This is a genomic window from Tumidithrix helvetica PCC 7403 (assembly GCF_965232925.1).
In the GTDB taxonomy this organism is placed as follows: Bacteria; Cyanobacteriota; Cyanobacteriia; order Pseudanabaenales; family Pseudanabaenaceae; genus Tumidithrix; species Tumidithrix helvetica.
In genome coordinates, this window is sequence record NZ_CBDDRA010000031.1 from 1 (window position 1) to 26,561 (window position 26,561).

The following is a 26,561-nucleotide window of genomic DNA, read 5'->3' on the forward strand; positions in this document are numbered from 1 at the left end:
TCCAAAAAACACTCTGTCATGAGAAAATATTGCCATTAATATTCTGGAGAGCCTAATTCTACTCAGTTTTAGGCTCTTTTTTTTCTCCACTTTCTCTTCCTGATGAATTATTCAGGCTAGTTGTCCTATTCCAGCAAGAAATTGTCCCGTTCTTGATTCGAGGGATTTCGATGATGCTCTAGGTACTCTTCCACTAATTGCTCTGTTAGGTTTCCTGTACTCCATGCCCCATATCCTATTGCCCAGAAATGCTTGCCCCAATATCGCTTCTGCAACTCTGGATACTCCTGCTGTAATAGTCGTGAACTTCGCCCTTTCATCCCCTTCACCAAATCACTCACCGATTTTGATGGTGGATATTCAATGTGTAGATGGACATGATCCTTACTCACTGCTCCTTTGAGAATTGTCACATCCTCTGCGTCGCAAACCTGTATGATTAGTTCCCTACATCGTTTTTGAATTTCACCTTTAAGCACTGCATAGCGATACTTGGTCACCCACACGATGTGTACGGTAAGACGTGTGACTGTATGACTTCCTCGTCGTTGCTCTGCCATGATAGTTTCTGTCAAACCTACCATCTGTTGTACCCCCCGCAAAGGCGTAGCGACTAAAGTCTCCCACTAAAGTGGGTAGTTTCGACTAGCGTGCTGGGACAATGAAATTGGTATGATTACTGGGGTAGGGGCAATCCCAGTGTAGTTGCCCAAGGTAGGCACAGGGACGCTACCCCTACAGAAAATTCAATATCAACAGAAAATTTACAGGTAAGCTTTTTTCTTCCACGTAAGGTCAGTTATCATCTAGCTGTACTGTAACCAAGCTAAATAGTGAAGGAGTGCTGATTTTGTCATGCCACAAATAATTTCACCCGATCTCACACGATCCATAGCCTCCTTGAGTTCCAGAAAATATACTCTTTTAATTCTTTCATTATCATCAGATTCTACTACTGGTTGGGAGTTTGTCACATGAGCCAACCATATCGGCGTATTATTCAAGAAAAAGGTTGTATTTACATTACTTTTGCCCAAGCAAATCATGTCAATAACTATGCACCCAGTCTCTTCCTTAGTTTCTCGTTTAGCAGCCTCTTCTGAACTCTCTCCTATTTCTGGGAAACCTCGCGGTAACTCCAGTGAGAAACGTCCCTGTTGAGATAAATCTTCGGCAGAAGGTGGGTGTGTCATACAAGTTCCATTCGCTGGAGACGCGGCTCGATAATTTTCTACAAACACAATCTTGCCATTTTCATCAACTGGAACGATAACTGCACCAATCGGTTCTGCCCAAACAGGTTGATCGTAGAGGGGTTTTCCTGTTTCGTTACAGACAACCACATGAAAAATTGTGCCAAATTTTGGATTAGAAAAAACAACGCTATTTTGACCACTTGACCAACCAGGAGTTAAGTGTGGAAATTCAGCGCTAACCTGAGAATATAAGCGAAGAGGCATTGAAGTTCAATATTTTTTACTATATTTGGGTTCCGCAAAATCTTGTGTTATTTTTCTAAACTCAACTCAAAGATACAACGCAAGTGGGCAAGATTCCACTCGATCTAGAGGATTATTGAGTTCTTTGCAAGTTTTATTGTAATACTCATATAACTCTTGTACAACATCAAACGTATTCCCATGTTGTGCCGCATGTTGGGCTTTGGTGAGCAAATGATGAATCGTATTAGCAATGCTCTCGTCGAGAACTGGCCAAAGGGTAATACCTAATGCACCACACCCCGCAGCAATAAAGGCTCTAATAAAACCTGCTACTTCACCGCCCCCTAGATTTGCGCCTTGTCCTGAAACACAAGCACCTAGAAGTGTTAGTTTATTTCGTGGGAGGCGAACTCCCATTGCAATATCAAATTGAGTCAGACAATCTCCCTCCAATTCTAAGGCTGGACCCACCGACTTTAGGGCTTCTGTATAAAGACCATGCCCCGCATAAGTAAAAAACTCTGGTTTTTGAGCAATTAAGGCAGATAACCCTTGCCGATCTGCCTGACCATGATCGCAATGAGGATATACATTCTCTGGAGGCTGACCTGCGATATGAAATGATGATTCAGGCCATTCCAGGCTAGCTATCTCATTTCCGCTGACTTGTTCATCTCGCTTCATCAAGACACACAAGTCATCATCTTTTTCCACTCGTTGACGGCGAAGTAAGTGACGACTTCGGGTTACATATGCTGTAGCACTCACAGAAAAGGAAAGGGGAACATAGGCAGCTAGCGGAATAGGTTCTTCTTTATGTGAAATATTTTCTCTGGGAACCAAAGCAACATGCAAAGGTAGCCTGAATAGTTCCTCACTTGGAATTAAAACAAGGTGGCTTGGTTTGTTTAAGGTATTTTCATCTACTATTAGAGACCAAAGTGGCTTAATTAACAGCCGAGATAGATTTTCTACATATTCTCTCCTCTTCCTTCTGAATCGAGATTCAGACTTAGATCCCCATGTTTCTTCCCAAGAATCAATTAATGTTTTCTTGATTTCGGCCCATTCAAGTTGTCGAGAGTAAAACTCTCCATCTCGAAAAACATAAGCAGCCAGCTTGAGGGGAGCTTCAGGCTTATCAGGATCTTTGGAAGGATAATTGAGGTTTTTGCAGAAAAAGTAACGCACAATTACCAATCCAGGTTGATTAGCCGTAAACATACGAATTTCATAGGCAATATCAGGGTTAGGCTCTGAGGTGGCAATGGATTGGTCAAGCGAAGAAGCCTCATACAAATGACTACGTTCATTAAGCTGCTCATTAAGCGATCGAATTTCTTTAGGATTTTGCTCTTGAGAACCGAAAACTCTCATGCCACGACGACCTCTTTGAGGTTCATTAGAATCTTGTTTCAATATTCGACTAAGGTCGATAGATCGAAAGTTAGGTTTTACATCTGCATTATTCGATAGGGTTCTGAATGATAAAATATCTAGAAGCTCTCTACTACTAGCTTCCTCAATCAGTGAAAATGTTTTCTCATTGACTTCCTCTATTTCCTTCTTGATTTTTTCTTGAGACAGATCTGATGGTAAATTTTCTAGTTGCTGAAGATAGTTGCCAATTAATTCAAGATAGATGGGATAAAAACGTTGAGAAAATGAAGTCTTATAGGTAGTGATTTTAACCACTTTACGGATTGAGCGAACCATCTGAAGCTGTTCTTCGCTCCATCGAGTCTGGTAACGCTGGGCATCCTCTTGACCCATACTATTTTTAGCTTGTTTTAGTATTTTCTCAAATGCTTGGACGGTGAAATAGTAGAAGTCACTGTCAAATCCCAGATCTCCGCCTCGGCGCTTACTCCTTTTTTCAATTTGATCGAGTAGATCAGTAATTTTTTGAAGTGCTACATGGTATGAGTCTTTCTCCGCTTCAATTTTAGCTAGGTTTTGTGTGGCAATTAATTTGCCTCGTTGCCAAGGTAAGCTGCATACTTCTTCAAAAAGTTTACGTGCGGATTCCCAGTCTTTTTTCCCAGATGCCAACTGAGCTTGATGGTTTAGGGCTTGTGCGAGTCGATATGCATCACCCAAAGCTCGGCAAATGACCTCTGATTCTTTTGAAGCTTGATCCGACTCTTCTAAACTCATTTTTTTTAATTCCTCGGACTCTTCTGGGCTCGTTATTTTTAATTCCACCGAAAAGTTATGCAAAATACTAGATAACCCTCGCAGAAACTCTTTTTCTTGGTTGCTCCATTCATATGTGGATTTTAGACTATCCAAGTCAGGAATGTCGATGCTGCGCAGTTTCGCAACTTGAGAAGTTTGATCTCGCAGTTCCTTATACTGAGTTTTGAGATCTTTCTCTGACTTTCGACCAACTGCGCGCAGCTCCTCATATTCAACCCGAAGGCAGTTGCTTTGAATGTCTGGGAGGCAGTACCAAAGTTCAGCTCGTTGTGCAATCTCTCTAGCTTTTTGAAATAGAAGTCGAGCCTCAGTATGATCGTTGCAACGGTAGTGGATTTTTGCTGCTCCATCATGCCAGCGGGCAGCAATGTAATCCATCATCTGTATCTGCTTATCAGAGTAGCTCACCTCCAACTGTTTGTCTGGAGCCTTTTCAACTTTTTTACAAAGATTTTTGGCATCGTTCTTGGAAGACTGGATTGCCTCCAATCCATCCAAAATGTTATATGTCACATCAGCACGAACAATTCGACACCACCAAGCGCCTACATATTCAGCCAAATTTAGAGCATCTGATTGATCTAAGGCTTCATAGGCTCCTAGCATTTCTAGAAGACCAATGCATTGACCATGCTTAAATGGAATGTCAAATTCGGTGTCAAAAGATTGAATTAGTTCTAAAGCAGACTTACCTTGTAGGAATTGATTAACTTCTTGTTGAGATTTCACTAAATAACTCCATGAAAACTAAAGATCAGCTAAGAATTCCCTTCACTGATCAATTTCAAATGATTATCAACACATCTTTTTTTCTCTTTATAAAGCCAATCTGCAAATTCACTATCTATACCTTCTGTTTTTGTATAGTGGAGCAAATTGATCAAACGTTCATTCAAGGAATTTCCTGCAATGTCACCTTCGTCGATATCTGCGTCATATAGAAAACTCATAAATTCGATATCTCTCACACATTGTTTAGCCACAAGGCGTAACTCTCTTCTCGAAACCTTAAGCAGTGGCGATATTGGTGGCGGTATTAAAGGGCTCCTATAATTTTGGGGAGATCTATTTATTCCTAGTTCCTTTTGAAAAAAGGACTTGATTTCTTCTAAACCTTGTTGTAGATCTTTCACGAAATCGAAATATACAATATCTTTAAGAAGTGCGGGTATCGCTCCAGTTTCTAGGCGAACAGGGATAAGAGTGGTACTCTCATTGGCAAGACCTGCCATCCACTCACGTGTGACCCACCGAGATTGCCGCGCTGCATCTGAGAATAAAGCCAATATATAGTTGGCATTGCCTATTCCTTGACTCATCTTTTCTAAGAATGAATCCCCGGGCTTAATTTCCCGTCGATCTACCCATACTGAAAGACCAGTAGCATCTAAAGCATCAATAATTCTATCTGCTATTTCTGCATCTTTACGTGAGTAGCTAATAAAGACCTTTGGGGCTGACGAACGCTTACTTTTTTCCATAGCTTGCTCTGAATTAATAATTTGAGTATCAATTTGGGGTAAATTTGCCAGTATCTCAAACGCAAACGCACTAGCATTACTAGAAGCTAATGCTTGCCGAGTTTGCTCTGGTTCTGTAGAATTGTCGTTTTTTTTCTCAATTAAATCAGAAATGCCCCGAACCACTATCGCCTTAATCTCTGGATAAGCAAAGGATGCACTTAGAAAGCCAAATCCTTCCATCTCGACAGCGATCGCATCGTTATAGCTAGTCCTCAAAAACTGGAAAAGATCTGACTCTCTGGACGCAACTACCTTTTCTCCCGCAGCAATAGGAGCTACAAACACACGAGGAGGCGAAGGTAAATTGCTAGTTAGCCGTTGCAGCCATTCCTCTTTTCTCGCCTCCGATTTGGCACGTTGCACCAAGGCATAAGCCGACTGTCCCACAGCAGGTCGCGTAGAAAATTGTTCGCCGACCTTACCCGACTCATAACCATAAACCTTAGTTGCTGCCACTACATCCCCGATCGCAACATCTTTAATTCCTCCAGCAACACCAACAAAGAAAAGAATGTCAGGCTTAAAGTAGACGATCGCTCTTTCTGCCTCTACTGCTGCACCTGCATTTCCTGCGCCAGTTTCGACGATACCAACTTCCCACACTTGACCATTGGAGGCAAACTTGCCCCGCTCATATATCGTCCCCTGTGGGTGCATTTCTTCTTGCAGATCTATAAGGTGCGATCGTACGGCTAAATATTCGACAGGGAGCGCGGTAAGGATCACGGCACGCGGCATAAACACAACCTGTTTTTACTGGTTTATTCGGTCTATAGTAACAATAAATCAGATATTTTTCCTAAAATTGCTTGAGTAGCCGAATTTTTGCAGTTAGACTACCCATAAAGCTTGAGTTCAGTAATTGGCATCTGTTAACCACACAAATTTGCTTTAAAAAATAGTTAAAAACAACCATTCAGACATCACCATGAGCACTTCCGACTCCATACTCGAAGTTTTTCTCAAAGAGTATGACAAATTAAAATCAGAGCAAGCTCAGCGGGTTGGCTTTCGAGACAACTTGCTTTATGTGACCTTGGGAGTATTTGGGGCAGTCGTCTCCTTTGCAGTTTCCAATCCATCAAACTACTATGCCCTGCTCGTAATTCCTTGGGTAAGCCTGATCTTAGGCTGGACTTACCTTGTTAATGATGAAAAAATCACAGCGATCGGGAGATACATTCGGCTTACGCTTGTTGAAAAGGTCAAGGAAAAAACAAATTATTCAGATATTGAGTCAATTTTTGGTTGGGAAATCGCCCATAGGAGCGACGATCGCCGCAAACGCCGCAAGATTCAGCAGTTAATCGTAGACGAGATCGCCTTTGTCTTGTCTGGCGTTATTGCCATTGTGGCGTTCTATTCTTCAGTTCACCCAGCAGCTTTATCGATCAATATTTTAGCGATCGTAGAATTTCTACTCCTGATCGTCTTGGGTGTCGAAATTATAATTTACGCAGATCTTGGCAAAGGAAGATAGCAAAGAATTTTCAAGAAATTTTTTATACGGATTTCCCAAAACTTGGTTTAATCGCTACCGATTTTAGCGATTAAGACTTTAGGTATAAGGGATCTGGTCGTTGTAATTGTTAAAATACTGTTAACTCAATGCAGTCTCAATGCAACGGAACTTTATGCCAACAGCCTCCAAGTCAACATTTCAGCTAGATCGATATGATGCTGAAGCGATCGCGCGTTATTATCGGGGCAAGCCCTTGCAGGTATGGTGGCGATGTTTAGCGATCTTTGTACCCATGCTGTTGCTTTTTTTAAGGCTGCGGTGGGACAGTCGCACGGGACAAGTTGCACAAAAAGGAAAACTTCGAGCCGCGCAACTGCGAAAGTTGCTGACGCGCTTAGGCCCTGCATTTATCAAGATTGGACAAGCCCTCTCGACGCGTCCTGACATCGTGCCACCTGTGTATATGGATGAGTTGGCACAGCTACAGGATCATCTGCCCGCATTTCCCAATGAAATTGCGTTTCAATTTATTCGCGAAGAATTGGGTGGCGACCCCCACGAAGTCTATGCTGAGATCTCAGATAATCCGATCGCCGCAGCCTCACTAGGACAGGTTTATAAAGGCAGATTGCACACAGGCGAACAGGTAGCAATTAAGGTTCAGCGTCCCGATATTGTGGCAGGAATTGCGCTCGATGTGTATATCCTGCGCGGCATTAGCGCCTGGATGATGAAGTCTTTTAAATTCATTCGCAGCAACCTCGTTGGGATTCTCGAAGAATTTGCCTACCGCATCTTTGAGGAGATGGATTACACCCATGAAGGGGAGAATGCCGAAAAATTTGCCAAATATTACGGACACGGACAGATCGATGAAGTCTATGTGCCTTGCATTTATTGGAAATATACTGCCAAGCGCGTGCTGACGATGGAATGGATCGAAGGCATCAAACTCACCGACATTGAGGGTGTGAAAGCTTCGGGTTTTGATAGTCGCCACATTATCGAAGTGGGCGTACAGTGTTCGTTGCGACAACTACTTGACTATGGATTTTTTCATGCCGATCCCCACCCAGGAAACCTTTTGGTGATGACAGATGGGAAGCTTGCCTATCTTGACTTTGGCATGATGAGTACGGTGTCTGCCGAGCAAAGATTTGGCTTGATTGAAGCGATCGTGCATTTGGTCAATCGCGACTTTGATGCTCTCTCTAAAGACTATGTTCGCTTAGGATTTTTAAGTGCAGATGTCAATTTTGAAGGGATTGTACCTGCCCTCGCTGAGGTATTCAACCCCCCACCCGGCAAGAGTTTGACGGAAATGGATTTCAAAGGCATGACCGATAAACTATCGCAGATCATGTATGACTATCCCTTCCAAGTTCCTGCCTACTATGCCCTGATTATCCGATCGCTGGTTACCCTAGAGGGAATTGCGCTGAGTGTAGATCGAAACTTTAAAGTGCTGGCAGTGGCTTACCCTTACGTTGCCAATCGTTTGCTCACCGATCGCTCTCCCGAATTACGCATGGCTCTGAAGGATGTGCTCTTCCGCGATGGTTCTTTCCGTTGGAATCGTCTAGAGAACCTGTTGAGTAACGCCCAAACGAATCAAGACTACAATTTGAAGCAGACGGTCGATCAAGTCAGCGATTTCTTGCTGTCTGAACGGGGTGAATTTATGCGCGATCGCCTCGTAGATGAACTGGTTAAGGGCATTGAAGAAACTGCCTTAAAACGCATTCCCAATCCATTTAGTAAGGATAAGCCCAAGGCTAAATCTAGCCCAAAAGAGGAATCAGGGCTAGATCATGCAGCGAATATCTGGTCAATCTTGCAAAAAGACCAAAAAATCGATCCCTTAGAATTTCTGCCCCTAGCTGGAAAGATTTTGCTGAAGCCTGAAACCCAAGCCGTGGGGCGTAATATTATTTCGCAGTTGGCACAAAGAGCAATGACGCGCGTAATTAGAGAGATTGCTTTGAGGGGAACTTCGGTTTCCAATCCGCAGGTTGTAGAATCGCAACCCAACTTGTCATCTAATGGCTCGAAGTCAATTGGGGTAGAAATGCTACCTAAAATCCCTAACAGTGGTTCTAGTAGTGCTTCTAATGGCAGTTCCAACGCTATACCTAACGCAAATCAGAAGCCTCTCTCTAAAGAGCCTGTAGCACTTACAGGTTCTCCAAGTAGTTCATCTTCGCCCATGCGCCGTCAAGTTAACGGTCGCAGTTGGTAGCGATCGCAAAATCAAAAAGATGCCCCGAGGCTAGCCTCGGCAGTTAGTCCACAGCAAATGGTGGGGCATCAACCCAAGAGATTGAATTTGGATTATAACCAAAATCTCGGTTATGATGGGCTCATTAAAAAAACTGATATTTTTACAGCGATCGCAAACACCTCAAGATCCCTTCTATAGCTTTTATAGAGTGTTTTGGCTTGAGTATCTCATGGAAAATTCAGATGACACTCAAACTTAAAGAAAGAGGTGCTTGGCTGTGAGCAAATATTCGGAATATATCAAGAAGCCTACAACACAGCCATCAATTGCACCGCAGGCTGTACAGCTTCAAGCCCGCCCTTTTGCGCCACCGCAAATCCAGACATCTGCTTCACCCCAATCTCAGGAGTCAACAGAAGCAGGTGGAGAAAGAGAACAGTTGGGAAAGCTGAATTCACAAGAGAATCTATACGTTACACCGCAATGCTTTTCGGATAACAACCGAAGTACTCCAGAAAGCGTAATGCAGCGGAAGTGGGAGGGCATCGTTCAGAGAGCTAAGGAAGGAGGTGACGCAGAATTCAATCCATATCGTGAGTATACCCCAGTGAGAGGCTCGTCTCAGGACGTGTTTCAGCGAAAATGGGCGGAGACCGTTCAGAGATATAAGGAGAATCTTGCAATACAAGCGGGGACTGCTTTGCCCATTCAGGCAAAGTTAGCGATCGCAGAGTCAAACGATAACGACGAGCAGAAAGTCGATGAAGCGACAAAAGTCGTACAACCGCTAAACACAAACAGCCCTGCTAAAGCACTGCAACGTGAAGCAGTCGTAAATGAGGAAGAAGAGGAAGCGATTCAGGGGAAGTTTGAGGCAGATGTAACTGTACAGGCGAAAACAGAGATACAACCAAACCAAACAGGAATGCCAGATCGGTTAAAAGATGGAATCGAATCCCTATCAGGCATAGATGTATCAGATGTACGGGTTCATACAAATTCCCCGAAACCATCTCAAATCGATGCCCTAGCCTACGCTCAAGGGAATGACATTCACCTTGCTTCTGGACAGGAAGAGCATCTACCGCATGAAGCTTGGCATGTGGTACAGCAAAAGCAGGGACGGGTGCAACCTACACTGCAAACTAAAGGAGTTGGGATCAATGACGATACAGAACTGGAGAATGAAGCAGATGTAATGGGTGCAAAAGCATCCTCAATGACTTCAGACTCTGTGTCAAACAAGTTAGATACGCAAAAAGCACTATTAGATGCAAGCGATCGGAACAATATTCAACGAACAGTTAACGCTCAACTTTCCTCTAACGTGATTCAAAGAGCTACGTCAGAATGGCTCAAAGGCAGATTTGGCTATCCTGACACTCCTCTTATGCAAGACTTTCGGAACAAAATCGGGGATACTGCTTTTCAGGTATTCCTCAAATATAGTAACGAGCAGATAGAGTCTATTGTTGATTTCTTCAAGGCGCAACCCAACCCCATTCTTAGACCCCAAGAACAATGCGACTTGCTTGTTCCATTAGTAGGCACAGCCGATCTACCACTGATGAAAGAGGCTTTAGCGATCGCCAACTACGATCCTACTGCTGCTCCAGCGATTAAAGATTACCTCTTTAAGTATCAAGCAAAGGGCGTTAAGGCGTTAGCCATTAAAAAACTGGGAGAAAAGGGTAACGATTCAGTAGCGGCAGATCTGCTGATGACAGAATTAGAGAAATATAATTTTCATGAGTCCGTCAAGAATAAAGTAGAGAATCTTGGCAATCAGAAGGCAACTGATGAATACGATGAAGCTGTTGAAGAAAACAAACAAAAACGGGAATCTTACATCACTTCATACACCGAAAATGAAGACATCGATGTAGATGAATCGGATGAATCAATTGCGGAAGGGCTCAGTAATAAAAAAGCAACCCTCGAATATGACACAGCCGTTTCCAAGAACATTGTAGATCGAGAGACTTTTATATCTACATTCAAAAAGGAAACTGGGGTCGATCACACTCATTCTTTTACCAAAAATGAAGTCACTAAAATCACACCTATCAGTAAAGGCTTAGCAAAAATCTTCCCTCACGAGGATAGCTCTAGTGTCGTTAAAGTCAAAGACCTAATCAAGAACAAGCTAGAGCAATTAGACCGAACAAAAGAATCTCTAGATAACGGTCTGGCAGGGAAGAAAGAGACCTATAAAAAAGAGGTGACTAAAAAATTAGGTGAGTTTGAAACTAAAAAAGGGAAACTCGATTCTGACTTGGAAGGGAATAAAGCAAAATATAAAGACGCTCTAAAGCTAGCCATTACTCCGCTATTTGCTTTTCCTGATAGTGAGGCGGCTTCTGAATGGGTGCTGACTTCGGCAGGGGCAGATGACAAAAAAGCGACTAAACTGGTTGCATGGTTCGTGAATGGGCTGAGTGCAAAGATCTCACTCATAGACATTCAGAAAATCTTTACTGTCTTCTCTTTGGAAAAATTAGAGAATGTACATATTCCAGTAGGAGGTGCTGATGCTAAAGCTCAAGCACTGATGCTATTGCTGAACGAAGCGAAGGTCGGAGAAGATGTAAAGTTTAAAACCTTAATCGATCGCGATGAGACTGAAGACTTTACAGAATTGCTGAAGTTCTTTAAAAAGGCAAACAGCGATATTGACAAAGCGCTAACCATCTTTAGCAAGGAAGATAGCTCAAAGGATGTCAATAAGTTATTAGGCGAACTAACCGTTCCGACAATCGTAGATCCCCTTCAGGAAGGAGAAGATTACCTCAAGCATAAGGGTAAAGCCGCAGATGCTTCCTTTTTGATTGCAAAAAGCATTCCAAAGGTTGATTCTGAGAAAATGCTTGCTAAAGATTGGATCGTCGGTCATGGCGAACAAGTGGCTTTTATTTACGGTAAGTCTGGCAATAATGTCACCAGAACCATTGCTGTGTTAGACATTTTAAAAAGTGCGACTAAGCCTAAAACACCAGTCGATGTCAAAAAATGGCTCGATCTCAAACACACATTCAACAATATCTACAACAAATTACAAGCCGACAAAGATCAACAATTTTGGGCAGGAGAAAGCTGTGCGGAAAGCAGCGTTTCAGTGACCAGCCGTACAGGGCTAGGGGTAGTGAAGGTGGGTAAGGTCAACGTACCTGTGCAGGATACTGTCGATACTGTCATTGCAAGCTGCCGTGATAAAGTTGTAGGACAGTTCCATTCAGGCGGTAACTTCGGTAATCATGGCAATGGCACCGATCCTGGAATGGTACTTCCTGATAATGTAGGGTACAGGGAATACGATATCAAGCCCTATAAGGACGATCCAAGTCGGGGCACAAGGCGAGTTGTTGTAGGAGGAGCAAATTACTACTATACAGGTGATCACTACAAGACGTTTACAAGGTTCAGACCATGACAAAGCTTTATCAGTTTGCGCCTGAAGTATGCGCATTTTTCTCGAAAGATCGAGACTTTGCACAAGCCCAATTTCAAGCAAAAGGCTTAACGATCTTTTGGATTGATGGTAAAAAATGCCCGACTTCCAAAGATTTTGTGGAACAGCTTGCCCTTGCTGTTCAGTTCTCTGGCGAAGAGTTGAGTTTAAATATCCTCAGCCAAGAACTTTCTAACTTAGACTGGCTCGATGCTAAGAAATTTGGGATCTGTATTACCGATGCCGATCTGTTGTTTGCGAGTGGAAACCGTTATATGTGGCAGTATCTGCTTGGCATGGCACAGAACATTCAGAGCAACGTTGAAGACTTCAATCGTCCCTCAATTAGTTGGCTACTACAAATGGAAAAACCCAAAATCGAAGAATTGCAAGAATTTTTTGAAAAAGAACTTGGGTTTGTCGTGCAATATCTCAATTAATGCGATCGCTCGTCAGGATTTTTTAAGGGATAAAGCAGCGATCTCATGGCGTTAATCTACAAGCACGATCGCTTCATCACTGAAACTGGCGCGTGTGAAATTGAGCGTAGCGACCTCCCTGCTGAATCAGTTGATCGTGCGTCCCAGACTCGATGACCTGCCCTTGCTCCAAAACAAAAATCCGATCGCTATTGCGAACTGTCGCCAAACGGTGGGCGATCACAAATACCGTCCGTCCCAGCATCAGCCGTTGTAGGGCTTCTTGGACGAGGCTTTCGGACTCTGCATCAAGGGCAGAGGTGGCTTCATCAAGGATGAGGATTTTAGGATTGTGCAGCACTGCCCTTGCGATCGCAATTCGCTGTCTTTGTCCGCCTGAGAGATTCACACCGCGTTCGCCCACCCAAGTCAGATAACCATGGGGCAATTGGGAAATAAACTCATGGGCATTGGCAATTTTGGCAGCGGCTTCTACGGCTTCGATCTCAAAGGTTTCTTGCCCAAAGGCAATATTTGAGGCGATCGTGCCCGAAAACAGAATGGTTTCCTGCGGAACTACGGCAATCTGTTGGCGCAAGCTCTGCAACGTCACATCTTGAATATTAATGCCGTCAATTAAAATCTTGCCACCACAGGGGTCGTAAAACCGCATTAACAAATTCATCAGCGTGGACTTGCCTGCGCCCGAGGAACCCACCAAAGCAATCACTTCCCCCGAAAAGGCTAAAAAGCTAATCCCGCGCAGAATGGGTTGGTCGGGTTGGTAGTGAAACTGCACGTTTTGGTATTCCACCTTGCCAGTGACTTCGGGTAACACTTGGGCATTGGGCTTCTCAATAATCGTGGGTTGCACGCGAAAAATTTCAAAAATGCGATCGACCGATGCCTCAGCTTGTTTGAGTTCGTTGTAGCTGCTCGTGGTATTTACAATCGGGTCAATTAGCAGCAGCACGCCTGCACCAAAGGCAACAAATTGCTTACCCGTCAGTTGACCTGTAGAAATCAACCAAGCTCCCAGAACAAACAGCCCGCAAATTCCAACTGCTTCGATGAACCCAATGAAAGGATATTGAATCGCCCGAATCCGATCTGTGGCAAATTTACGGCGACGGTTTTGTTCGGCTTCGGCTTTAAATCGTTGAATTTCATAGCCCTCTGTAGCAAAGGCTCGAATTAGACGAATGCCGCTAAATACCTCTGAGAGTAAAGAAGAGAGGCTAGAGACCTGATCTTGACTGCGGCGCGAGAGTTCTAACATGCGATTGCCAAACCAAGCAATTAACAAAGCCACCAAAGGCGCAACCAACAGGGTAGTTAAGGTCAGCACCCAGTTGAGGTAAAACATATAGGCAAGCACAAACACCAGTTGCAAAATCGAAGGCACAAACTGATGAAAAAACTTGCCAACTACTTCCCCAATGCGATCGATATCTTCGGTGAGACGGTAAGAAAGATCGCCCGTTCGGGATTCGGCAAAATAATCTAAATCGAGCTTTTGCAAATGGGCGTAAACATCAACCCGCAAATCCATTGCCACGTTTAAGGCTGCCTGAGCCATCAAGGCATCTTGACCGTACTGGCAGAGACCTCGCCCCACAAACATCAAAATTGTATAGCCAGAAATTTGTAAAATGTCTGAGACTTTACCAAGGGCAAGGGCTTCGGATACTAAGCCCAAAATATGGGCGAGTAGGGGCATCGTGCCAATAAAGCCCAGGGTACAGAGAAATGCTTTGGCAATCAGTAACCAATGGGGACGTAGGTAGTCGCGCAAAAGCCAGTAGGAGGTTTGCTTAGGCGATCGCTCAGTTAATTGCTCAGTCAAGTGCTTAGCCAATTCAGTTTTTATTACGTAGCAATACCCAATTAGTTTCTCATTTCAGGGCTGGATCGGAACTGATTCGCTACGACTTTTATAAATCTGCAAGCAACTTCATCAATATCTTGGTAAAATACGCCCAAAGCCAGTATTTTGGATTTGCTGAGATCTTTCTTGCAACTTTACTCAAACCGTCAAGAACTTAAACTCTAGATGGTCTAGAGTTTCAATAAGATCGATGCAAGATGTGAGCTAGAGCATAGTTCGCGATCGAATTGTGGGGAGGCAAGTCTCAAACAGGTTAAATCATTTGTCGATCGTCAGGTATTAACGGCTATTCCCCATGCCCCACTATAGCGATAGTACCTTCACAGAGGGTTGATGGGCTACTCCTTCTTCATTCGTTCGATCGCTAACAATTCCATAATTTCTGAGTTACAAGGATCAATAACTAATGAGCCCAGAATTTGATTTTTTACCGAATCTTCCGAAATCAGATTTAGACGATCGCACCTTTCAGGATTTGGTGAATGAGTGCCTTTTGCGAATTCCCCGCTACTGCCCAGAATGGACAAACTACAACCCTAGCGACCCAGGTGTCACCTTAATCGAGCTATTTGCTTGGTTAGCCGATCAAATGTTGATGCGGTTTAACAAAGTCCCCCGCCGCAACTACGTTGCCTTTCTCGAATTACTCGGGATTCGACTATTACCGCCCGCTCCCGCTCAGACCGATGTCACCTTCTATCTGAGTGCCTCCCTGCCCGAAGTCTATGTGATTCCCGTTGCCACAGAGGTAGCAACCATTCGCACCGAAACAGAAGAATCGGTGGTTTTTAGTACCGATCGCCCCTTAGCCATTGGAAAACCCACCATTAGACATCTGCTCACCGCCGAAACCGTTGAAACCGTCCCTCTAGTTTTACGCGATCGCTTTACAGGTGTTTGGTCAGAAGGGCGCGATCGAGGGTGGGAAGGCCCCGAACTATCGATCTTTAACGATGAGCCACGCGCCAACAATTGCTTTTATCTGGTCTTTGATGCCGAACAACCCATAGAAGGCAATGTGATTGCAGTCCAAGTGAAAGGTGAAGCTGCCACATCCACGGGGATTAACCCAGACATTCCGCCACGTCACTGGGAAGCGTGGAATGGCATCGTCTGGGAACCAATTTTGTTGCGCGAAACCGACGATCGCACCAAAGGATTTAGCTTTAGCGACCAAACCAGTCAGGGTGGCAGTCCTAGCCAAGGAGCAGAGGTAATTTTACACCTACCTCAATATTGGCCCATCACGCAATTTACTAACTATCGAGGTCGCTGGATTCGTTGTGTCTGTTCGCCGCTCAGAGTCAATCAACCTGGCTATAGCCGATCGCCTCGCATCATCGGACTAAACGCGCGGTCAATTGGCGGCACGATTGGAGTAACGCAAAGTCGTGTGGTAACCAACGAAATCGTCGGTGAAAGCAAAGGCACCCCCAGTCAAATCTTTCAATTGCTACAAACACCGATTTTGCCGAGAACTGCGGATGAATATGTATTAGTAACGCCGCCTATGGGACTGCCGCAAATTTGGCAAGAAGTAACGGACTTTTCTAGTTCTGGCACTGAAGATTTGCATTATGTACTTGACTCTCAGACAGGCACGATCCAGTTTGGTCCGATGGTACATGCTCCCAGTCATTTACAAGCACAAATCGTACAACGGATGCGACTACAGGGAAATCCCATGGAACGGATCGAGCCCGATGCCCTATCGACCAATAGTTTGGCAACAGCAGTGACGGGAAGGCAATACGGCGCTATCCCGCCAAAAGGCTCGACGATTCAAATGGTGAAATATCGTACAGGTGGTGGTCTTAAAGGCAATGTCCAAAGGGGGACAATCCGCTTTTTAAAAACAGCCGTTCCCTATGTGGCAAGTTTAATCAATCATGTCTCTGCCTACAATGGTGCCGATGCTGAATCCCTCGATGATGCTGCCATTCGCGTCCCTAGCATTTTACGCACGCGCAATCGTGCTGTCACCAAAGAGGATTTTGAAACCTTAACCCTCGAAGCAGGTAGCGGGGCGATCGCAAGGGTAATGTGCCTCACTGCCAGCCGTAAAGAGGATGCAGGCATTGTGCGCCTTCTGTTAGTGCCCCAAGTCAATACCGAAGCGATCGAACTGGGAAATGGCATCGATCCCGATCGGCTAGCCTTGAGTCCCCAACTCAACGATCGCGTCGTCAATTTTTTAGACGAACGTAGGTTATTGGGCGTGCAGATTCGCTGTAGCCAGCCAGAATATGTCGGGGTATCGGTACAAACTGAGATCTCCCTCGATCCTGAATATCGCAATCCCCAAGCTCAACAGGAGGTCGTGAATAAACTTCAAGTGGTTCTCTACCGATTCCTAAACCCGCTTACAGGGGGACAGCAAGGTAAGGGTTGGGAATTTGGTCGTCCAGTTTACCCTTCGGATATTGTCAAGCTTTTACAGACCGTTAGAGGCGTGCGCTATCTAGGCACTGTTCAGCTATTTGAGTTGCGCCAACAAGAAGAAGGTTGGGTGAGAACGTTACCGCGAGAGCCAATTATCGACCCAGGACCTTTAGGCTTAATTTGCTCGTGGCGCAATAGCCGACTGCGTTCTAGTCATGTAATTAGTGTCGTTTAGCGGCATTCCGTTGTTTAAGTTGCTTTAACTATCCATTGCCAATCTTTATGACTCAAAAGAGTGAACTACTTCCCCTTAGTCTGCAACTTCTGCCCATGCAGTCACCTGAGGCAAGTTTGCAATCTCTAGGCAGTAATCGTGACAATCTGGGTGAAGACTCCAATATTCTGCATGAATCAGCGATCGCTACGACTGCTGGCTGCAACTTACTGCTGCACCCAGGTGAATTTAGCGAAATCATCGTCAAGCTAGAGAATTTAACCAGTCGCCCCCTCCAACTGAGTTTGCGTACGGAAGGGAATTTTCCACCGCAATGGTGCAGCATTGGCATGGAGGGAAACGAACTCCCCGCAAAAGGTCACATGGAATCGGTTTTGCACTTTCAGGTTCCGAGTGATTTTTTTGAAGCGCAAGATGCCCTTTCGCCCCGAAAAACCTTAACCTTAGACTATGTAGGTCAGCTCTTTGTCTATGCCAACCAGCCCAACACCAATCCCGTGCTGGTGGATATTGCTCCTTTTAATCTTTACCTCCGCCCCCACAGTCTCTATTTAGACTTTTTACCTGATATTTATCGGGATATTGATTTTATTGGTCGTTTACTCAAAATTTTCGAACAAAGCTTTGAACCCTCTGTACAACAGATGGATACACTATGGGCTTATCTAGACCCACTCACCGCCCCTGACAATCTTTTGCCTTTTCTGGCACATTGGATAGGCTGGCAGTTCATTCCTACGCTTAGTCAAGAACGTCAGCGATCTTTGATCGCGCAAGCCATGGAGATCTATCGTTGGCGAGGCACGCGTAGAGGTCTGCGTTTCTACTTACATCTATTTACTGGTTTACCGCTTGATGACCATCTCCCTGAGACTGAGAAGCATATTAGTATTACCGAGGTGAGTGGAAAAGGGTTTTTAATGGGTGAGTCGAGTATTGGGCAAGATACAATGGTAGGAGGTGGGAAACCCTTTCATTTTATTGTTCGGCTTCGTAACGATCTACCTTCGCCCATCGATCGAAATCGCATCAGTGAGATCGTTGAGCAAGAAAAACCCGCCTTTTGTACCTACGAACTCTATATTGAAGGAGCCACCTCATGACCAAACCCTATTCTTCCCCCAACATCAAACCCTTTGAGCGGCTCCAAGTTACGGATGGCTTGCTAATTAATAGCGATCGCTGGCAGTTAGCCCATGAGTATCACCGTCAACGACAAAATACGCAATTTCAGGCGCTGTTTGAACCAGGGATTGTTTGTGGCTTAGGTGTATGTCCGATCGCAGCCCCTACGGAAGTTCCAGCCAAGTTCCGAGATGGACGTTGGGTACAAATTCAACCAGGCATTGCGATCGATGTGTTTGGCAATTTTATTGTGGTTCCTCAACCCCTAGATTTTCGGATTGCTTCGGAAGCGATGGCAGAAGAGGCGATCGCGGTGTACTTGGTCGTCAGCTATGTCGATCCTGACAAATTAAAGCGTTCTAACAATACGAATGGGAACGAACTTTTGGTTGAGACTTTTCGCGTCAATGAGAAAACCAGTCTCCCTGGTGATGCCGAAGTGGAAGTATGTCGAGTAACCCTTCATGCAGGAGAGGTTACCCTACAAATCCCCAAAGACCTGTGGACTCCCACCTTTAGCGAATTGGATTTACGCTTCCGTTCTGCCGCCCGATCGCGTCCGCAAGCGATCGTGAATGTAGCCAGCTTAATCGATCCCGATCCTGATTGCGATCGCACGATCTCAGATAATCTCTCTTGTTTGATTCAATCAACACCTAGTTTATACCCTGCGATCGCGGCTTCCGATCGTCTTGGACGAATTGATGGAACTGCTGCGCTCCAAACTACCGATCTGGCAGCCTATGATTTGATTTATATGACTAGCCAACAGTCTTTAACATTGATCGACACCCAGATCCAAAAGATCAAGCAGTATCTAGAGTCAGGGGGGGTAATTTTAATTGAAGCTTCGATCAAAGACACAAAACTTGAAGAGCTGATGAGCATTCAAAAGGAACTTCATGATGCGATCGCGCGTTTAGAAAGGAGCCTTAATGCCAATCTCGGCGAGGCAAATTATGGAGGTGCTGATGTTGATGATTTGAAAAGCCTAAACCATGAGTTAGGGGCAGAACTGGCAGCGATCGAAACAGAGCTACAGGAACAAATCGATCGTCTAACCCAAACGTTTAAGGACTACGCCGAGCAACTTGGCAATCCCTTAGAGTCTCTCGATTGCCTCAGCCGCAAACATCCTTTACGTTCGCAACCTTTTCTGTTTTCAGGACTACCCAAGGTGCAAGGAAATCCGATTCGATTATTGGTGGGGGGAGGAATTGTATTTGTGATTGGCGATCTGTCTTCGGCATGGGGAAATGACAATGCTCTAGAGTTGCCTCGCGAAACCATTCGCTCTGCACAAGAAATGGGCGTAAATATTTTACATTTTGCCAAACAACGCCATCATCTCATCCAATCGCTGCAAAAAGATCCCAAATATGCGCCTCAAGAAGCCCCATCCACACCATCAAAGCGAAGACTCACAAATCTATTTGACAAATTAAATTAGGGTCGGCTTTATTGATGAATTGTCTCACGATCGCAGGCTACAATGGCGTTGTCTTCTCAGAAAAGAGAGATCTGTATGCGTCAATCCAACAGAAATATTAGGTTAAAGTGAAAATTTAAACATATAACTTCCTATCGTCATCGCTGACATAAAGATTATTTGCCAAATAATCGCCAACCCATTGGCAACCTTTCGTCAGTAAATAATCTAACTTACATCTCCAGATCGTGATAACGCCATCAGCGTTTGAAGCCGCCAATATATTACCGTCATGGCTAAATCTGACGCATCGAAACGGAGCAGGATGACCTCTAAAAGTCAATAATTCCTTGCCATTTAAGTCCCAAAGCTTAACCGTGCGATCGTCACTACAGGAGGCAATTACATTTCCATCAGGGCTAAAACAAACACTCCGAATGCAGTCATCATGTCCTTTTATTGCCTTCAGCAAACTTCCACTCGAACTCCAGATTCTAATCGTGCGATCGCGGCTTCCGCTCACAATAATTTTACTGTCTGGACTAAAACAGACAGAGAGAATCTCATTCTCATGACCGTAGAGCGTACCGAACAAATCCCCCTCCCAGTTCCAAAGCTTAATCGTTTTATCTTTGCCCCCTGTGACAAGCATCGTTCCATCAGGACTAAAGCAAGCATCATAAACTAAGTCTGTATGTCCCCTTAAGGTTTTTAAGCAGTTGCCTTCATTACTCCATAGTCGGATGATGGCATCGGCAGTGCAAGAGGCAAATACTTTGCTATCACATCTAAACCGCAAGCAGTAAACAGGTGTACCAAAGATATGTAAGGTTTTGATCAAATTCCCTTCTAGATCCCAAATAAGAATCTTATTTTCCTCCCCCCCCGATACGAGCATTTGACCGTCAGGACTGAAGCAAACGCTGTTTACCCTTTCTTTATGCCCATCTAAACGAGAAATTAGTTTGGTACTGCTAGATAATAAACCTATTGTCCGATCGCTGCTTGCCGAGGCAATGATTTTATCGTTAGGGCTAAAAGCGATCGCATTAATCGCCTCCTGATGAATTTTAATTGTTGGCAATGGATTGCCTTTAGGAACCCACATTTTAATTGTGGTGTCATCACTTGCCGTTGCCATCCTAATGCCATCAGGGCAAAATGCCACACTAGCAACTTCTCCTTCATGTCCATAGAGAGTTTTGAGTAGGTTACCTTCCTTATCCCAAACCTTAATTGCTTTATCGCTACTCACAGAAATCAATAGGTTCCCATCAGGACTAAAACAAATACCCAAGACTTTCCCTGTATGATCGCAAAGATCTTTAAGGAAGTTCCCATCTGCATCCCAAAGCTTGACGGTCTTATCGCGCCCTGCCGAAGCAATCAGCTGACCATCAGGGGAAAAACACAGGTCTTCAATAAAGCTCTCATGACCAAACAATGTTTTTAGGGGCTTGCCGTAGACGCTCCAAACGATCAGATTGCGATCGACGCTACCCGTAATCACCCTCTCGCCATCAGGACTAAAGCGAACGCAAGTAACCCAACGCTCGTGACCGCCTAAGAAAGAATTGATCAAGGTGCCATCGGCTTGCCAGAACATGATCTTGCTATCTTCGCCGCAAGAGATCAGTAGGTTACTGCCAGGTTGAAAACAAACACCTCGAATCGCCGCCGTATGTCCCCTGATCACCCGCTTGGGCTGTTCGTAAAACAACCCTGTATCGGGGTCGATTTGCCAGAGCCGTATGGTTTTATCTTGCCCTGCGGATGCCAGGTATTTCCCATCATCGCTAAAGCTCAGACAATTAATCCGACTAAAATGCCCTAATAGCGTTTGGCAGAGATTTCCTTTGTGTCCCCAAATTTTGATGGTCTTATCATTACTTGCAGATGCGAGCAGATTCCCATCAGGGCTAAATATCACCTTTGTGACACCATCCTCATGTCCTTCCAAACGATTGCACTCATGGACGCCATAAAGCGCTTGGATTAAGGGGGCGATCGCGTGCATTCGCAGATCGATTTTTGCTTGGATTGTATTTTCGAGAAACTCCAATTGCCGAGCGACACTGAGAGCTTCGAGTAAAGCATCGAAAGCCTGATTGGTCGTAAATGCAGCCTTAGACGAGGCTCCTTTAAGCACCAGTTCTGTCTTAGCTAAGTTGAGTTTTAGTTGTCTTTGGGCTTCTACTAGTCTTAACTTAACCTGTCTCTCTGCTTGTAGCGTGTCTTCTAATTGTTTCTTTGCCACAAACAACTTTTGAATCTCGTGCTTTTGGGAGATAATGGCACGTTTTACTTCTCGGGTATCCGCTTCTTGGCTTGCCGCCAAAAACTGATAGTCCAGATCGCCAAGGCTTTTGCCTTCTGCCCAGACCTGCGCATCCCGCAATGCTTGTCCTCGCAATAGGCGTGACTCATCTAGCCGCCCTGACTCTACCCAACTATTCAGCATAACGGCATAGGGGCGTAGCGCTGCCAGCGAAGTCTCTACCCATGGCTGGGCAAAGACCTCCGCATAAATGTGATTGGCAAGCCGCAATTTGCCCTCACGCTTCACCACCAAGCCCGTCAGCCGCAATTCCATCTGTTCGGGACTGTCATCGGCAATGATACCCGATTGTTCTTCTACTAAAACCTGTTGATATAGACCTAACAACCGCCCCGATCGCTGTCCGCTACTGCGTAAAATCCGATCGCGAATGGTTTTGAGGTGTTCTGGCTCGTCTTGCGCTTCCCAGTTCTCGATCACCCTCTTGCGGATAAGGCGCTCTATTTGTTCTGCTTCCGTCTCTGCAACGATACGATGAGGCAGTGACAAAATTAGACGACAGACTTTTTGAGTGAGGAATGGTTGCCCACCCGTCCATGCCAACACATGTTCTAGAGCTGCCTGCGGGTTCTCGGCTTTTTCCTGCAATCCCTCCGCAAGGGGAGTCGCTTCCAATGGCTGAAAGCCCGTGAGTTGAATGCCCGTACCGATATTAAAGGGGGTGCGTTGGCGGTCTTGGATCAGGTCTGAAGGAGTCGTAACGCCAATGGTGACAAAAGTGAGTCGGCGTAATGCGGGCTTGCTAGCGCGTCCGTCATAGAAACTGCGAATGGCAGCAAAAAAGTCATCCATGTCAAAGCCGAGACTGAGAATGCTATCAATTTCATCGACAAAGATGGCAATGGGTTGGGGGATCTCAGTGAGTAGAACCGTTTCGATAAATTCGGTAAAGCGCTGGACGGGGGAAATCAGGTCGCGATCGCGCCACCAAGTCCGTAGGTTAAATTTCTCTCCCAGATCGAAACTGCTGACCAAACTGCGAATAATGCCCGCATACCACTGTTCCGCCGTGAGGTTTTGGCTGCCAATGGAGGTGATGTCGATCGCGGCACAGGCATAGTCTTCGGTTTGCAGGCGTTGCATAGTCTGAACGCGCAAGCTCGACTTCCCCATTTGTCGGGCATTGAGCACAAAGCAAAATTCTCCAGCCTTGACGCTGGCATATAAGTCGCGATCGGCCTGTCGTCGCACGTAGGTGGGCGCATTAACGGGCAGGCTACCGCCGACTTGGTAGATGTAATGGGAATCGAGCGACTCCATGGGTATATGCTCAGATGGATAACTTTCTGAAGTGTAAGCAGAATTCTTTAAAAGTATGGGTAATTTATGAATGGCACTTACTTTGCTTTACCCTGAGTTGATTTCAAAGCGATCGCGAAAATAGATACGGTAGAGATTGCATCGCGGCATCACATCATTGCCCTGTCGCAGCGTCAGCCCCATACTGTCTAGCTTGAAGGTTTCCTCCGAAGGCAACCTCACTGGGCTATCACTACTGACGACTTTTTTCATCGCCGTTGACAGTCGCGGATTTTGTTCGAGGTTCCATAAGTGGCGGCGCAGATGATCGCTATAGAGACCCGCTTCCGTCGGAGCCATTTGCAGCAGTCTGGTGAGAGGGGTATGATGACGCGCTACATGATAGAGCGCTACCCGCACCAAAAAGGGATGCCCACCCACCATAGACATCATCTGTCCGATCTCGGCTTCGGTAAATTTGAGATGATGGCGATGGATCAGATCGCGCACCTGTGCCTGCGTAAATTCGCGCAACTCAATCGGTAGACCCACATTAAAGGGGGATTGATTGATATTGAGTGGAATGTAGACTTCTTGAGAATGAACGACAATCAGCCGCACGCGTTTCCAAGTATCGCTATTTTTAGCTTGCTCGTGCCATGCTCGCAACAGGCCGAAAAAGTCCTCCGCGATCGCCCCATATTGAAAGATCAAGTCCACTTCATCGAGCGCGAGAATCAAAGGGCTGGTAATTTCAGACAGCAGATATTGCTCAAAATATTCCGTACAGTTGTCTTTACTGCCATAAATTTCGTCCCAAAATTCGCTGATTTTATTTTTGAGTTTCAATTGTCGCCCCACACTGGCACAAAACCAGCGCAAAAATCGATCGAGATCGGTCAATACCGTACTATCCGCACTTTGCAGGTTGAGGGAAACAGGATGACAACCCTGCTGCGAACCACGGTGCAAGATTTTTCCTAGGAGTGAAGATTTACCCATCTGGCGCGGTGCTTTGATCCGAATTAGTGCGCCTGGTCTGGCGATCGCTTCAAAGCAATCATGTTCGATCGGCGGTCGTTCTACATAAAATTCAGAATCTGTCGCAACCTGACCGTTCGGCTCTTCCAATTTTGGCGTCGTTGGTGCTGTAGAGAGCACCGTTGGAGGCGCTGCGCTTTTCACGATCGCTGCCAACGCCTTCAAAGCTACCATTGCATTCTCAAAACGTTGGCGATAGTCATAGCGCACCATCGTATCTAAGAGATCTGCCAGCCTAGGGCTGGTACGGGGGGCAAGATGTTGCCACTGTAACTCTCCCGTGTTGTCATCTTTATGAATTTCGCTAATACTCAAACCTGTCAGTGCCTGCAAACAGATGATCCCTACAGCATAGATATCGCTGCTGTACTGAGGATGCCCTGAAAGTTGTTCGCTGGGCATATAGCCAGGAGAGCCAAGCACTAAAGTATCTTTAGAAACTGGTCTACTACTATTTTGCTGAAGTGCTAAAACACCTACCGCTTTCACCGCTCCAAAGTCGATCAGGATTATTTTGCGATCGCGATCGCGACGAATTAGGTTGGCAGGTTTGATATCGCGGTGAATTACCTGTGCGTTGTGGACAGAGGCAAGCACCTTCAGCAAATCCCGCAATAGAGACAGCACTTCCGATTGACGCCACTGTCTGCCTAAGCCGATTTCGAGATCGAGCGACTTTCCTTCAATAAACTCCTGTACTAAATAAAATTCACCATTTTGCTCAAAGTGTGCCATTAGCTGCGGAATCTGATCGTGCTTGCCCAAATGATGTAAGGTCTTTGCCTCTCGTTCAAATAGATGTTTGGCAATCTCTAAGTCCTGCGGATTGGCAAAGTTCGGTTTCAATTGCTTGACCACACAAAAGGGAGAATCAGGCAGTTGGTTATCTCTTGCTAAAAACGTTTGCCCAAAACCACCAGCACCGAGTGGGTTAACGATTTGATATCGTCCTGCAAGGATTTCTGCATCACTGGTCATGGTGATTTTTTATCCCGAACATTTCTCAATTGTAAAGTCTATAACGATTATTCTGATTCTTGCTTAGAAAAGTTTCTTCAATACTCAAGACATTTTTTAATACTCAAGACATTTTTTAATGATTAGTCCTAAAATGAGAGGACGTTTTTTTACTATTAAAAGAAAGAACGCTATATGTCCTAAATTACAGGCAAAACATTCTAAAGTCTATCCCTATCATTTCACCACTATTTGAAAGGACGCATCAACTCAATCGCGCTAAATTGAGGAGTGTATTTGTTGACAGACATCGAAAAAAAGCTAGAAAAGCATAGGATATGGCTAGAAGCAGATGGTAAAAATGGCAAACGTTTTACCATAAAAAGTACAGACTTTAGCGGATGCAATCTTAGTAAAACCGATAGCCTCTTTGGAGCCAATCTAAGTAAAGCAAACCTCTTTTCAGCCAACCTTACAGGAGCAAAGCTCGGTAGAGCCGATCTGAGTAGAGCCGAGATCAGTAGAGCTGACCTTACTGGAGCTAACCTTACTGGAGCTAACCTCACTGGCGCTAGACTTACTGGAACCAACCTCACTGGCGCTAACCTCACTGGCGCTCAACTTTTGGGAGTTGGACTTTTTGGAGCTAAGCTTTTTGGAGCTAAGCTTTTTGGGGCAAACCTTACAGGAGCCAATCTTAACGGAGCCAACCTTAACGGAGCCAACCTCGTTACCGCAAACCTCTTTGGAGCAAACCTCTTTACGGTAAACCTAATTGAAGCCAACCTCACTGGAGCCAACCTCACTGGAGCCAACCTCACTGGAGCCAACCTCACTGGAGCCAACCTCACTGGAGCCAACCTCACTGGAGCTAAACTTTTTGGAACCAACCTTACAGGAGCTAACCTTAGTGAAGCAAATCTTGGTGGAACTATCCTTTTTAGAGCTATCGTTCAAAGTGCAATTTTTAGATTTAATTTTGGTGTCTCTGAAGTTCTACAACAGGATTTAATTGCAAGAGGTGCGATCTTCAAAGATAAGACTTCGACTTTGACAAAAAATCAAACTATGCATCTACTGGATTTAGTATCAGATATTACCGCTTTTGACGATTAAACAGGAGACATAAGCTTGAAAACTCAAATTAGATATTCTTCCTAAAAATGCTCAAACGTAGCAATTTCGCTGCTTCAGGTTATATTTTGCAAAAATA

General features: G+C 45.0%; 15 protein-coding genes. 8 read left to right on the forward strand and 7 right to left on the reverse strand.

Features of this window, described 5'->3' with window-relative positions:
- Nucleotides 1-125 precede the first annotated feature (125 nt).
- The 4 genes from tnpA to ACP2WE_RS21690 form a co-directional block, all read right to left on the reverse strand.
- Nucleotides 126-560 (reverse strand): IS200/IS605 family transposase, encoded by a 435-nt coding sequence (tnpA, locus tag ACP2WE_RS21675; RefSeq protein ID WP_425217657.1) that lies wholly within the window; start codon nucleotides 558-560, stop codon nucleotides 126-128.
- A gap of 246 nt (nucleotides 561-806) precedes the next feature.
- Complete coding sequence (locus ACP2WE_RS21680; protein WP_425217613.1) at nucleotides 807-1,460, reverse strand: NUDIX hydrolase; 654 nt, start codon at nucleotides 1,458-1,460, stop codon at nucleotides 807-809.
- A gap of 66 nt (nucleotides 1,461-1,526) precedes the next feature.
- On the reverse strand, nucleotides 1,527-4,370 hold the full coding sequence (locus ACP2WE_RS21685; protein ID WP_425217614.1) for a CHAT domain-containing protein: 2,844 nt from the start codon (nucleotides 4,368-4,370) through the stop codon (nucleotides 1,527-1,529).
- 29 nt (nucleotides 4,371-4,399) lie between these two features.
- On the reverse strand, nucleotides 4,400-5,902 hold the full coding sequence (locus ACP2WE_RS21690) for a TIR domain-containing protein (RefSeq protein ID WP_425217615.1): 1,503 nt from the start codon (nucleotides 5,900-5,902) through the stop codon (nucleotides 4,400-4,402).
- A 190-nt stretch (nucleotides 5,903-6,092) separates the two neighbouring features.
- Here ACP2WE_RS21690 and ACP2WE_RS21695 point away from each other — a divergent pair, with 190 nt between their 5' ends.
- From ACP2WE_RS21695 to ACP2WE_RS21710, 4 genes are all read left to right on the forward strand, one after another.
- Nucleotides 6,093-6,644 (forward strand): hypothetical protein, encoded by a 552-nt coding sequence (locus tag ACP2WE_RS21695; RefSeq protein ID WP_425217616.1) that lies wholly within the window; start codon nucleotides 6,093-6,095, stop codon nucleotides 6,642-6,644.
- 154 nt (nucleotides 6,645-6,798) lie between these two features.
- Nucleotides 6,799-8,865, forward strand: coding sequence for an ABC1 kinase family protein (locus ACP2WE_RS21700; RefSeq protein ID WP_425217617.1), 2,067 nt, complete (start codon nucleotides 6,799-6,801; stop codon nucleotides 8,863-8,865).
- Between the two features lie 259 nt (nucleotides 8,866-9,124).
- The gene (locus ACP2WE_RS21705) at nucleotides 9,125-12,277 is read left to right on the forward strand and encodes an eCIS core domain-containing protein (RefSeq protein ID WP_425217618.1); all 3,153 of its coding nucleotides are present in this window, start codon (nucleotides 9,125-9,127) and stop codon (nucleotides 12,275-12,277) included.
- On the forward strand, nucleotides 12,274-12,735 hold the full coding sequence (locus tag ACP2WE_RS21710; protein ID WP_425217619.1) for a hypothetical protein: 462 nt from the start codon (nucleotides 12,274-12,276) through the stop codon (nucleotides 12,733-12,735). Before ACP2WE_RS21705 ends, ACP2WE_RS21710 begins: the two co-directional genes overlap by 4 nt.
- 76 nt (nucleotides 12,736-12,811) lie before the next feature.
- Here ACP2WE_RS21710 and ACP2WE_RS21715 read toward each other — a convergent pair whose 3' ends face one another.
- Nucleotides 12,812-14,560: an ABC transporter ATP-binding protein gene (locus ACP2WE_RS21715; RefSeq protein WP_425217620.1), complete on the reverse strand. Its 1,749-nt coding sequence runs from the start codon at nucleotides 14,558-14,560 to the stop codon at nucleotides 12,812-12,814.
- A gap of 448 nt (nucleotides 14,561-15,008) precedes the next feature.
- Between ACP2WE_RS21715 and ACP2WE_RS21720 the strand changes: the two genes are divergently transcribed.
- The 3 genes from ACP2WE_RS21720 to ACP2WE_RS21730 are packed head-to-tail and all read left to right on the forward strand — an operon-like array spanning nucleotide 15,009 to nucleotide 19,794.
- Nucleotides 15,009-17,219, forward strand: coding sequence for a putative baseplate assembly protein (locus ACP2WE_RS21720; RefSeq protein WP_425217621.1), 2,211 nt, complete (start codon nucleotides 15,009-15,011; stop codon nucleotides 17,217-17,219).
- 47 nt (nucleotides 17,220-17,266) lie between these two features.
- A complete protein-coding gene (locus tag ACP2WE_RS21725) occupies nucleotides 17,267-18,322 on the forward strand; it encodes a phage tail protein (protein WP_425217622.1) in 1,056 nt (351 codons plus the stop codon).
- Nucleotides 18,319-19,794 (forward strand): DUF4159 domain-containing protein, encoded by a 1,476-nt coding sequence (locus ACP2WE_RS21730; protein WP_425217623.1) that lies wholly within the window; start codon nucleotides 18,319-18,321, stop codon nucleotides 19,792-19,794. The genes ACP2WE_RS21725 and ACP2WE_RS21730 overlap by 4 nt, the downstream gene beginning before the upstream one ends.
- Before the next feature lie 115 nt (nucleotides 19,795-19,909).
- Here the strand turns inward: ACP2WE_RS21730 and ACP2WE_RS21735 are convergent, their stop codons facing one another.
- The gene (locus ACP2WE_RS21735) at nucleotides 19,910-23,371 is read right to left on the reverse strand and encodes a WD40 domain-containing protein (protein WP_425217624.1); all 3,462 of its coding nucleotides are present in this window, start codon (nucleotides 23,369-23,371) and stop codon (nucleotides 19,910-19,912) included.
- 87 nt (nucleotides 23,372-23,458) lie between these two features.
- Nucleotides 23,459-25,369, reverse strand: a complete 1,911-nt coding sequence (locus tag ACP2WE_RS21740; RefSeq protein ID WP_425217625.1) for an AAA-like domain-containing protein — start codon at nucleotides 25,367-25,369, stop codon at nucleotides 23,459-23,461.
- A 279-nt stretch (nucleotides 25,370-25,648) separates the two neighbouring features.
- On the opposite strand from ACP2WE_RS21740, the gene ACP2WE_RS21745 reads away from it, so the two are divergent.
- Nucleotides 25,649-26,464 carry a pentapeptide repeat-containing protein gene (locus ACP2WE_RS21745; RefSeq protein ID WP_425217626.1) on the forward strand — a complete coding sequence of 272 codons (816 nt, stop codon included), beginning with the start codon at nucleotides 25,649-25,651 and terminating at the stop codon, nucleotides 26,462-26,464.
- Nucleotides 26,465-26,561: the final 97 nt, after the last annotated feature.